13 protein-coding genes and 1 tRNA gene are annotated in these 11,339 nt (G+C 47.0%); 8 read left to right on the top strand and 6 right to left on the bottom strand.

Annotation, left to right across the window (positions count from 1 at the left end; all coding sequences use genetic code 11):
* On the top strand, window positions 1-646 hold a 646-nt coding region (locus tag RMO35_RS17565; protein ID WP_309742640.1), incomplete at its 5' end, for a sigma-70 family RNA polymerase sigma factor.
* Window positions 647-918: 272 nt separating this feature from the next.
* On the opposite strand, the gene RMO35_RS17560 is transcribed toward RMO35_RS17565, so the two are convergent.
* Together RMO35_RS17560 and RMO35_RS17555 are read right to left on the bottom strand one after the other, a co-directional pair.
* Complete coding sequence (locus tag RMO35_RS17560; RefSeq protein ID WP_309742638.1) at window positions 919-1,266, bottom strand: hypothetical protein; 348 nt, start codon at window positions 1,264-1,266, stop codon at window positions 919-921.
* A 182-nt stretch (window positions 1,267-1,448) separates the two neighbouring features.
* Entirely contained in the window at window positions 1,449-1,817 is a 369-nt protein-coding gene (locus tag RMO35_RS17555; RefSeq protein ID WP_309742636.1) for a hypothetical protein, read from the bottom strand.
* A gap of 147 nt (window positions 1,818-1,964) precedes the next feature.
* Between RMO35_RS17555 and RMO35_RS17550 the strand changes: the two genes are divergently transcribed.
* On the top strand, window positions 1,965-2,177 hold the full coding sequence (locus RMO35_RS17550) for a hypothetical protein (protein WP_309742634.1): 213 nt from the start codon (window positions 1,965-1,967) through the stop codon (window positions 2,175-2,177).
* 101 nt (window positions 2,178-2,278) lie between these two features.
* Here the strand turns inward: RMO35_RS17550 and RMO35_RS17545 are convergent, their stop codons facing one another.
* The 3 genes from RMO35_RS17545 to RMO35_RS17535 all read right to left on the bottom strand — a co-directional run bounded on the left by RMO35_RS17545 (window position 2,279) and on the right by RMO35_RS17535 (window position 4,830).
* Entirely contained in the window at window positions 2,279-2,551 is a 273-nt protein-coding gene (locus tag RMO35_RS17545) for a GlsB/YeaQ/YmgE family stress response membrane protein (protein WP_309742632.1), read from the bottom strand.
* 139 nt (window positions 2,552-2,690) lie between these two features.
* A complete protein-coding gene (locus tag RMO35_RS17540; protein WP_309742630.1) occupies window positions 2,691-4,034 on the bottom strand; it encodes a hypothetical protein in 1,344 nt (447 codons plus the stop codon).
* Window positions 4,035-4,527: 493 nt separating this feature from the next.
* On the bottom strand, window positions 4,528-4,830 hold the full coding sequence (locus tag RMO35_RS17535; protein WP_309742628.1) for a DUF6679 family protein: 303 nt from the start codon (window positions 4,828-4,830) through the stop codon (window positions 4,528-4,530).
* A gap of 468 nt (window positions 4,831-5,298) precedes the next feature.
* Between RMO35_RS17535 and RMO35_RS17530 the strand changes: the two genes are divergently transcribed.
* From RMO35_RS17530 to fba, 3 genes are all read left to right on the top strand, one after another.
* Window positions 5,299-6,168, top strand: a complete 870-nt coding sequence (locus RMO35_RS17530) for an aldose epimerase (protein WP_309742626.1) — start codon at window positions 5,299-5,301, stop codon at window positions 6,166-6,168.
* Between the two features lie 66 nt (window positions 6,169-6,234).
* Window positions 6,235-6,306, top strand: a tRNA-Lys gene (locus tag RMO35_RS17525).
* A 346-nt stretch (window positions 6,307-6,652) separates the two neighbouring features.
* Entirely contained in the window at window positions 6,653-7,729 is a 1,077-nt protein-coding gene (fba, locus tag RMO35_RS17520; RefSeq protein ID WP_309742624.1) for a class II fructose-bisphosphate aldolase, read from the top strand.
* Between the two features lie 251 nt (window positions 7,730-7,980).
* On the opposite strand, the gene RMO35_RS17515 is transcribed toward fba, so the two are convergent.
* On the bottom strand, window positions 7,981-8,823 hold the full coding sequence (locus RMO35_RS17515) for a WG repeat-containing protein (RefSeq protein ID WP_309742622.1): 843 nt from the start codon (window positions 8,821-8,823) through the stop codon (window positions 7,981-7,983).
* Window positions 8,824-9,103: 280 nt separating this feature from the next.
* Here RMO35_RS17515 and RMO35_RS17510 point away from each other — a divergent pair, with 280 nt between their 5' ends.
* From RMO35_RS17510 to gpmI, 3 genes are all read left to right on the top strand, one after another.
* On the top strand, window positions 9,104-9,403 hold the full coding sequence (locus RMO35_RS17510) for a tetratricopeptide repeat protein (protein ID WP_396134975.1): 300 nt from the start codon (window positions 9,104-9,106) through the stop codon (window positions 9,401-9,403).
* Between the two features lie 27 nt (window positions 9,404-9,430).
* Complete coding sequence (locus RMO35_RS17505; protein ID WP_309742617.1) at window positions 9,431-9,565, top strand: hypothetical protein; 135 nt, start codon at window positions 9,431-9,433, stop codon at window positions 9,563-9,565.
* 144 nt (window positions 9,566-9,709) lie between these two features.
* Complete coding sequence (gene gpmI / locus RMO35_RS17500; RefSeq protein WP_309742615.1) at window positions 9,710-11,308, top strand: 2,3-bisphosphoglycerate-independent phosphoglycerate mutase; 1,599 nt, start codon at window positions 9,710-9,712, stop codon at window positions 11,306-11,308.
* The last annotated feature ends 31 nt before the right edge of the window (window positions 11,309-11,339 follow it).

Below are 11,339 nucleotides of genomic sequence, written 5' to 3'. Positions count from 1 at the left end.
CGGTCGTCAATGTGCAGAACCCTATCAAGATTTGGAACAGATTGGTTACTTAGGCTTGATTCGCGCCATCGAACGCTTCAATCCCCATCAAGGCTGTGCTTTTAGCTCTTTCGCCGTTCCCTACATTAGAGGTGAAGTCCTTCACTTCCTCCGCGATAAGAGCAGCGTCCTCAAGATTCCGCGTCGTTGGCAGGAACTCCAAAAAGAAGGTGAAAAAGTTCGTCAACAGTTAACGGCTAAATTAGGTAGAAAAGTTCGGGATGAAGAAATCGCCGCAGTGTTGAATGTCTCAGTAAACGAATGGAGAGAGACTCAAGCCGCAGAACACAATCGTCAAGCACTAAGTTTGGATGCAACTGTGGGACAAATGCTCGATTGCCCAGTGACTTTGGGCGACAGCTTACCAGATACTCGCGAACAGCAGCGTCAATACCTCGAAGAAGAACGTCAGCAATTAGAAGGGGCGATTGGCGAACTCGAATCCAAGACGAAGCAAGCGATCGAATTTGTCTATATCAAGGGATTACCTCGCAAAGAAGCTGCCAAAAGAATTGGCGTTAGTCCCATGACTGTCACTCGTCACCTCCAACGCGGCGTTAAGCAATTGTCTACGCTACTGCAACCAGAAGAGGCTGTAATGAGCTAATTACTCGCCGCATGAGGTAATTGACCCAACTCTAGGTTAATGCCTTCTGCGGAAGTTAGGCTTTAGACTTTGGGCTTTAGGAGAAACTACAGCGAAGTTGGGGAGGGAACAGGGTTTCCCTCCAAGCACCGTCCACGATCTTTGGCAGGAAGTCTATTTAATTCAGGAACCAAAATTTTAGAGTGAGGAGCAATCCTCACTTTTTTTTGCTCGTCTCGGATCGAAAATCGGCTTAGCGAACTGGGATGGAGTTATTCTGTCAACCTAGGCTGCTAGAGATCGCTACCCTTGGGTAAAATCAAAAAACGGTAAACCAAGTATAAAATAATGCCAAATACAGACAGCGTTATTAGCGACGTGATGAGTTGGAAAACGGTTTTAATCAGCGTCAAGCTCAATAATCCACCACCTGCGATCGCCAGTAGCTTACCACTAGAAGGAATCCCATTAAACCAGTTCAGAAATTGTCGATAGCTGCCCTGAAGTGTATCGAAACCGAAGCTAGAAGCATCAACGTCAATTTGGTTGAGATGTTCGGATTCCGATCCTGTAGCGCGATCGAAATTGCTCTTGAGATTGCGGATGCGGGTTTGCCAATCTTGGGATTCTGGGGTAGTCATGCGCTGAAAATTGAGGTTGAGGGGATAGACGGGCAGAGTTGTTGTCTTTACCCTATGCTAATAAATTCTAGAGTTAGATTATCGGTGACGGTCGCTCGCTATTTCCGATACCGACGCTACGAAAATGAGCTGAAGATCGCGATCGATGTACCGAGACTGGTTGACAATTCGCTCGCCACTGCCTATTCGGAGATGACTTCGACAGCAACAACGTCGATCGTGTCTGGTGGGGTATCTCTGAGCAATTGCCCCCGCTCTACTTTGAGTACTTCACCGCAGTTGCTGCACTGAATCTCATTGCCATCGATGCCTTGCAGTTGATAACTACATACCGGGCATTGAGCTTGAACGATACTGCGGCGCAACCACCAGAAAAAGCCTAGAAAGCCGATAACGGGAGTGGCAATCGCCAATCCCACCACAATCAGTGCTGATTTTACCACCCATCCCAATCCAACACTGCCCAACAGTAAGCAGACTGCGACAATTGCCAGCCAGGATTGAAATCGCGGTAGATTGAATTGAAATACATTAGTACTATTATTATTCACTCAAGGTAGCTCCGTTGCGGTTGAAGCCGATCTGTTGCTTTCTAGCGATCGCTGACTTTCGCGGCCAGCAGTTGCCTGAGTCGATCGCACCTGCGGTTGAGAAAAATGTTTCATATCCATATAGTTTATCAGGAATATTTAGTTACTGTGTACGCTGACCCGAACAGTAAAAAAATCCCCGCGCTCAAAATTTCAAGCACAGAGCGCGATCGACCGCATGCCAAGTCAACGGGATTGTGGCTGAGCTTACCCGATCGAGCGGGTGAGTTTAACGATCGTACTCGCAACTGCCACTTGACGCTAAATCTAGATATCTCCACCGACTCAGTAAATTTTACAAGTCATCAGACGAAAACCTAACTGTAATTGCCACAAGCGATCGGCTCTAGTAGGTGAATTTTGACGAGCCGATTGTTGTGGCGGGGAACGAGCGGAAGATTATAGGCAAATGGTACTATTTACTAAGCATTTCTAGTGACCAATCCCCATAAAAAGATCACGACAAGCGAGCCTAATACGGCAAAAATAACTGAATAAAGTGAGAAGCCACCAGTTGCCGCCAAAGCCAATCTGCCAGTCGTTATAAAGGTATGCAGAAACCCCCCAACAAATGCACCAGTAATCCCAAGGGCGATCGTCGCAAGTATGCCGCCACCTTGAGTTCCCGGATAAATCATCTTAGCGATCGCCCCAGCAACTAGACCGAGTACTGCCCAAATTAGAACATTTAACATAAATTCAACTCTCCATCGCTAATGTTTAGGTAGATGCTTTAATTTTACCGATTTAATTTACAGCTTGAACCTACTTTGAAGTTCGGATTCCCCTAGTTTAGCCGATCGCTTAGTTAGACTCTGAGTGGTCGATCGATTCTTAACTTTTTGCGCCAAATCCGCCCTTTTTAGGTTGCGACTTAGATTTAACTTTATCTTTGCTGACTTCGCGAACTGCGGCTTGAAACAGTTCGTGCAAATGGATGGGAACGCTGGCGAGATCGGGGAGATCTGGCTCTAGCGGTTTGTTGTATTTAGTTAGTACCGAGTCGAGTGTGGATAGGTGGAAATCTGGTCGATCGAGCGTTTGGGCGATCGCTATTTGGAGCTGGTGCGGAAATTCTGATGCCAGCCGCCGCCACACTGCGGCGTTCAGTAGCGGCTCGGCTAGGCATTTGCGAAAGAAGTTGAGATCGGCAGGTAGGTATTGGGAACGATCTAGTTCTAGCAGCGTTTTTAGTCGGGGGTAATCCACTAAAAACATTTGTCCCCAGTAATGATGGCTGAGCGCGGTCACAGCAGCAGCCGAGCGTAACTGCGGTGGCAGTTCGACTTTGGGTGCTACCATTTTGTTAGGCTTGGCAGTTGGCGCTGGTGCAGCACTGGGTTCGGGGATGGGTTCGGGGATGCCGAGAGTGCTGGTGAGAGCTTGGACATCTTCGGCATCAACGCCAGCCTCTAGAGCTAGCTCGGAGAGCGATTTAGACTTATCGATCCCGGCGGCATCTAATTGTTTCTCCAGCAGCCAATCTTGGAATTCACCGATCCGTTTTTGCAATTGTGCGCCGGGGAGGGTAACTTCATCAGCACCAAAAAATTCGACAAAGCGATCGTGATAAACTGCTACAGATTCCCAAGCAGCAGCTAATTCTGCTGGTGCATCGCTGTAGAGATAGTGAGGATAATTTTGCCGAAAAGCTCCGACAGCTACTGCCAGTTTCGGTCGTCCCAATCTGCCCAAAGTCACCCAGGGAGCTAAAATTGCCCAGTCAATACCGACGATCTGCGCGATCTGTGCGACAATCACTTCGCCCTCTTTAAGTCGGCTCATCGCCGCTTGAGACTCCAGATCTGTAAATTGAATCCGGTAATGCCGCGCCGTCACCCAATTCATCACTTCCAAACCATTAGGGAAGATTTGGACGATCGATAATAACCCAACGAAGCTCCGCCGCCAACTGCCGATGAGCTGCCGATCTGCAAGGCTTAAGTCCGTCCGACTGGCAAGAAATAATTCTAGTGGTGTTTTGCCATCTACTTCACCCTCGATCGCAAAGCGATGCAGGAGGAGTTTTTGTTGTCCTGAATCTAACTGTGGATGGCGGCGCAATTTTCTGTCAGTATAGCTTTCTAAGGCACTAGCGATACTACCGCGATCTGTCTGAATAAACTCAATAATTAACGCCCAGAGGACACCAGCGCGCGCAAATAAAGGGTCGAACATAGGATTTTTATTATAAAAGATGGGGACAATTCTCTACTTGTTGCTACCCCCTTTTTATAATATAATTGCATCTTCGGGTTCAGCAACGCACTAAGGTTTTAAATCCCGATTTCAGCTAAGAGGAAATCTGGAAAGTCAATTCTTTTAAGCATAAACCCTAGAAATCCCTCCTATCCCCCTTGTTAAGGCTACGGTGTATACACCTTTAGTGAGAAGCGAAATTGGTGGGAATCCCCCTGTCTTGCCTCGCTGTCTTGTCGTTTTTTTATTCGGGGGTTCCCCCCGAATAAAAATGCCGCTTTTGTGTGCGGGGGAACCCCGCCCATACCGAGCCGCTAAATCCCCCTTGAAAAGGGGGACTTCCGGATCTGGTTCCCCCCTTTTTAAGGGGGGTTAGGAGGGATTTAGATCTACGAGCCATATCAAAAAACCTTTCCAGACCTCAGCTAATAATTAGGAGCCAGCGGCTTAGCCGCTGGCTCCTGGATGACGATTACTCTTCTGGAGTCGCCGGACGGATTTGCTCTAATTCATGACAGTCATCGGAAACCAGTGGCTCAGCGTTCCCACGATAGACGGAGGCTAGTTTCTGACTGATCGAAGCAATGCTTTCGAGTCGCACCATTTCTTCCCAGGATGAGACTTCATCTTCTTCGTCAGTCTCATAGCGGATGGTAACTAGGTCGCCTTCGATGTCGGTGATGCGCGCACGTTCGATCCACCGTTGTTGATCTCGCAGGAAAATACACACTTCCCGACCATCTTCGCACATTTGATAAATCTTGCGATGTAACATATTTGAACTCTCCTAAACAAATAAATCTGGCGCTGGAAGTGGAAATCTAGTCTTACTACTAGTTGAGTATGTATAGCTAGATTAGCTTTCCCAAAATTAACTAGATGCAGTCGGTTTAGTTGAGGAACTTAATGTGACCATCCACCCAAGATTTGAAGATTGCATTGGTCGATTCTCCATTAGAGACGTAACGCCAATGGCGATAGCCCTTGATGAAATGATAACGATCGGGTCTAAGATTCGATGTCATTACTAATAATGAGATGTCGCCTGACTACAGGGGCTTTGAATTACTCGATCGATATTTTGCTAACAGCGATCGTGTAGCCTATATAACTATGATACCCGTTTACTCGTCGGTTTGCTTAACAAATCGAGCATAATAGCTAACAATGCGAGGATTGGCGCAAGCAGCAGCTCAAGTCTATGCCTAGCAACAACTCAGTCCTAACTATCCCCTAAAATTAGATGTTTACTGTCACCAAACAGTCCCAGATCGAGCCAATTTATGTCTTGAATGATACACGCAGCCAGAGTTCGCTGACGGTTTTTCCCGATCGCGGTGGCATTGCCACCAGTTGGCGGGTGGGCGATCGTGAGTTACTGTACTTAGATGCCGAGCGGTTTACCGATCCCAAATTGAGCGTCCGTGGGGGGATCCCGATTTTATTTCCCATTTGCGGCAACTTACCAGACAATACTTACTCGATTGGTGACAAGCAGTACGCACTCAAGCAACATGGCTTCGCCCGCGAATTACCCTGGCAAGTAGTCAGCCAATCTACCGATACCGATGCTAGCTTGACAGTGGTATTGGAGAGCAATGACCAGACTCGCCAAGTGTACCCCTTTGATTTTAGCGTCAGCTTTACCTACCGTCTTGCTGGGGGCGATCTGATTATCGACCAGACTTATACCAACAAGTCCGCGACGCCGATGCCTTTTAGCACGGGACTACACCCCTACTTTGCCGCTCCTGCCAAAGATCGGCTGACATTTGAGATTCCCGCCGATAGCTATCAAGAAAAGCAGACAGGTGAGACTCATGCCTTCGCGGGCAAGTTTGATTTTAGTCAAGCGGAAATTGACGCGGCTTTTACCGATGTCAAGGCAAACGTCGCCATCGTTCGGGATGCCGGACAACAACTCACCCTCACGATGGCATCGAGTCCGAATTACCGGACTGTCGTCTTTTGGACGGTGGCTGATAAAGATTTTTATTGTCTAGAGCCATGGACGGCTCCTCGCAACAGTTTGAACACAGGAAAGGATCTGCTACATGTAGCTCCAGGCGAGACTTTAAACTGCAAAATTACCTTTAGTGCCAAATTTGCCTAAATAAAACTTGCACTAAATTAAAAGTCCGTGTTATCTTAGTAAAGGTCTGATTCGATCGGACCGTAAGGGACGCTAGCTCAGTGGTAGAGCATTCGGCTTTTAACCGACTGGCCCCGAGTTCGACCCTCGGGCGTCCCATGTACCCAACTAAATAGCGATCGAGTTAGCCTGTTGCCAAAACTCGATCGCTGTGTTGTATCCGAGCGGGCATTAATTTTAGCATCTTGACTAATTTTATTACCAAGGGAGTATCGATACTCACAGATCTTTGGTAAAGTATCTTTAGTTAAAAAAAGATCGTTAAATAGCCGACCTGCCTTCGGAACGCTTTTGCCAACGAGGAGCGATCGAATATTGCGGCGTTTTTATTCGGGGGTTCCCCCCGAATAAAAAAGCGGATTGATTTTCGGTCGGGTTTCCCGACCATGAAAATCAACCAAGCAACGACAAGACAAAAAGATTTAAATTATAGGAGGAATTTCTAATGGCACTCGTCCCATTGCGGCTTTTGCTGGATCACGCGGCTGAAAATAGCTACGGTATCCCCGCATACAACGTCAACAACATGGAGCAGATCCAAGCAATCATGCAGGCTGCTCAAGAAACCGATAGCCCAGTCATCTTACAAGCATCTCGCGGCGCGAGAAACTATGCTGGTGAAGCATTCCTGCGTCACCTAGTCCTAGCAGCAGTGGAAACATATCCCAATATTCCCATTGCCATGCACCAAGATCATGGTAACAGCGCAGCAACTTGCTACTCAGCAATGAAACAGGGTTTTACTAGCGTCATGATGGATGGTTCATTAGAAGCTGATGCCAAGACGCCAGCAAGTTTTGAATATAACGTTGATATTACTCGTAAAGTCGTCGAAGTCGCGCACGCGATCGGCGTCAGCGTCGAAGGCGAACTCGGTTGCTTGGGTTCGCTCGAAACCGGGATGGGCGAAGCTGAAGACGGACACGGTTTTGAAGGTGCGTTGTCTCACGACCAACTGCTCACCGACCCCGATGAAGCAGTCCAATTTGTCGAAGCTACTGGTGTAGATGCACTAGCAGTCGCCATCGGTACCAGCCATGGTGCTTACAAATTCACCCGCAAACCTACTGGTGAAATCCTCGCCATCAGTCGGATTGAAGAAATTCACAACCGTCTCCCCAATACTCACTTAGTCATGCACGGTTCGTCTTCGGTACCCGAAGATCTACTCGCACTGATTAACAAGTACGGTGGTAAAATCCCTGAAACTTACGGCGTACCTTTAGAAGAAATTCAAAAAGGGATCAAATGCGGCGTCCGGAAAGTCAACATCGACACTGACAACCGTCTCGCCATCACCGCAGCAGTCCGCGAAGCTCTCTTCAGCAAGCCTGAAGAATTCGATCCGCGCCACTTCATGAAGCCTTCGATTAAGTACATGCAGAAAGTATGTGCGGAACGTTATAACGCTTTCTGGTCTGCTGGTAATGGTAGCAAAATCAAAACTGCATCGCTCGAAGAGTTTGCAGCTAAGTATGCTAAAGGTGTATACCCGTCGCCTAAAGTTACTGTTAGCGTCTAAGTCTAATTAATTCAATTAGGTTAGCAAATAAACCCGACTTCTATAGAAGTCGGGTTTATTGTGTCTTGATGGAGAATATGACTACATCAATGTAAGTAGCTCGGCACAATTATTTTAACTACTAGAATCATCTGAAACCCTGATGGTGGGCAGTGCCCACCCTACAAGGTGTCTTATCTGTCGCTCAGTGCAAGCTATTCACTATCCATTTTAAATGTCTAACTTGAAACTGGTTCGGAAGTAATTAACGATTACTTACCGTCACGATTCCAGATAACTTTGGCATTTTTGTCAATATATACACTTTTACCATCAAGCTTGACTATTGCCAATCCAAATCTAAAGTCTTCGACTTCTTCATATTGAGGACGAATAAATTGTTTGCCAGTTTTATCGATGTAGCCCCATTTCTCACCAATTTTGATGCGGGCTGTACCTTCAAAAAAAGATTGAGCTTCATCAAATTGCAGTGCTATTACTTGCTTGCCAGTTTTATCGATATATCCATACTTATTGTCGATCGATACCCAAGTCAAATCTTGGTCGTAAAAGGTACTTGCACTAGTGAATTTTATGGGAATTGCTTCTTTGCCAGTGCGATCGATAAATCCATACTTACCCTGAAATTTTACTAAGGCAATTTTTTGGTCTTTATCTCTAAATGTTTCAGCTTCATCGTACTTTAGCGGGATGATAACTTTTCCAGCTCGATTGATAAAGCCAAACTTATTATTGAGCTTTACTTGGGCGATGCCATTATCAAAGTAATATGCTTCATCATATTTAGCTGGAACAATTTGTTTGCCAGCAATATTAACAAATCCATATTTATTACCAACTCTGACTTTAGCCATTCCTTCATAAAAAGAATCAGCCTCGTCATAGATGAACTTAGTCACCTGTCTGTTAGCGGTACTGACATAACCCCATTTACCATTCTTTTGAACGGGAGTGAGGCTAGCCTCTTCATACAAACCAATGAGATTAATCTGCCGTAATTCGGGCTGTGTCGGGGTGGTAGCAGTCGCAGATGGCAATGCCACTATACAAATACTAGAGATCGCAATCGCTAGGGAAATTGGGGTAAATTTCATGGATATTTAGTCTAAGTTGAAAATGCTCGGACACATCATACCTTAAATATATCCAGATTAATACTAACGAATCGATCTTACTTATTTATCCCCGATCGACAGCTACATTGGCATTCGTTCAGATGAATTTGCCACCCAAACCTAAATTAACCCAACTATCTAATATCTACCAAGAGTGCGAGGTATCTCGATTCTCCACAGGAGAGGCTACGCCAACGCGAGCGGTGGTTTTTAAAAACATGATGAAGATTGCTTGTTTTGGCGATCGAATGTGTATCAGATGTTGGGCGATCGATCGCAAGTTTTGGCAGATCTCAATCGATCGATCGAGTTAGATCCCAAGAATCCCCAGGCTTATTTCTTTCGGGGCGGAATTTTTTATAGTAATCAAAATGCTTCCCAAGCACTGGCTGACTTCGATCGGGCAATTTTGCTCGATCCGAAATACACTCAAGTACACTTATTTCGGGCACTACGGCTGCAATCGCGAGGAGATGCGCCAGGTGCGTTAGCCGCATATACCAAAATTATTGCCCTAGATCGGCTAATCGGACTGGAGCCAACCGAACCAGATCGGTAGCGCGATCGAGCCGAAGCTAAGTTAGAGTTGAAAGATACCAACGGCGCGATCGCCGATTACCGCAAAGCGATCGAATTGTATCGACAGCAGCCACAGCAAGGAAATGCCTTTTGGGCGGAGCGATTGACTGAAAAAGTCCGCGAACTGACTGAAAAAAAATAGCTAAGTGAAATTAAGTTAACTATGAAACTGCCTGCACACAGGTATTTCAATAGTCTCAAATAGCAGTTTACTCAGCAAAAAGTTGCGAATAACTGCTATGATAATCACGACCTTATTCTTAACAACAAAAGGCTAAAGAATAGTATGGTGCAAGCACCTGTAGCTCCGGTGGTGCTGGTAATTCTAGACGGTTGGGGATATCGCCCCGATGTCCAGTGCAATGCAATCGCCCAAGCCAAAACGCCGAACATGGATAGTTTGTGGGCTGTTTATCCACACACACTCATTAATACATCTGGACGCGCTGTAGGACTCCCTGATGGTCAGATGGGCAATTCAGAAGTCGGGCATCTCAATATCGGTGCTGGGCGGATCGTCCCCCAAGAATTAGTCCGCATTTCTGATGCTGTAAGCGACGGTAGTATTTTAGAGAATTCCGCCCTAGTCAAAGTTTGTGCAGATGTCCGCGCTCGCCAGAGTAAACTACACCTGCTCGGACTCTGCTCGGATGGTGGCGTTCATTCCCATCTCGATCATTTAATCGGGTTATTAAAACTCGCCAAAAAATCCGACCTGACCGAAGTTTGCATACATGTCATCACTGACGGACGCGATACCGATCCGCGCGATGGTTTATTAGCCGTCAAAAAAATTGAAGACGCGATCGCCGCCATTGGTGTCGGTAAAATTGTTACCGTCAGCGGTCGTTACTATGCCCTCGATCGGGATAACCGTTGGGATCGAGTTAAGCTCGCTTACGACGTGATGACCGATCCTGGCGCTGGTAGCGGTCAAAATGCAACTACCGTGCTGACCCAGAGCTATGCCACCGATAAAACCGATGAATTCATCCCTCCCACCAGAATCGCCCCAGGTGCGATCGAATCGGGTGATGGGGTCATTTTCTTTAACTTCCGTCCCGATCGTGCCAGACAGCTTACTAGCGCCCTCGTCAGTCCCAAGTTTACCGGGTTCATCCGATCGCAAATTACGCCGCTGACGTTTGCGACGTTTACCCAATACGATTCGACTCTTCCCGTATTAGTCGCTTTTGAACCGCAGCAGCTACAGAATATGTTGGGTGAAGTCGTTGCGACACAAGGCTTACGGCAATTTCGAGTTGCCGAAACCGAAAAATACGCCCACGTCACCTACTTTTTTAACGGTGGTAGGGAAGAACCGCTCCCAGGTGAGGAGCGAGAATTAATTCCCAGTCCTCAAGTGAGTACCTACGATCGCGCTCCGGCGATGTCGGCGGCAACAGTTACTGATGTCGTCCTCGCCGCGATCGCCAAGCAGACTTATGCTCTAATCGTAGTCAATTATGCCAATCCCGATATGGTCGGACATACCGGAAAAATGGCACCGACAATTCAAGCGATCGAAGCTGTCGATGATTGTCTGGGCAAATTACTCGAAGGCGTAGTCAAAGTCGGTGGTACGACGATTATTACTGCCGATCATGGGAATGCCGAATATATGTGCGACGAAAACGATAATCCCTGGACGGCACATACTACCAGCCAAGTACCGCTGATTTTGGTCGAAGGCGAACGCCGTCAACTACCCGGACACGGTACGGATGTCGTATTGCGTGAGGATGGTAAACTAGCCGATCTCGCACCGACAATTCTAGAGATTCTCCAGATTCCCCAACCACCGGAAATGACTGGTAAGTCAATGGTGGTACCGACATTAGTGGAGATTCAGCAGACTCGATCGCCCATGCGAGTGGGCGTGTAGGATGGTAACTGGGCAGGGTGGATCGATGCCC

It is taken from the genome of Chamaesiphon sp. OTE_20_metabat_361, from assembly GCF_031364565.1.
Note: the sequence above shows the minus strand (reverse complement) of the source record. Positions and strands in the feature narration are given on the sequence as shown.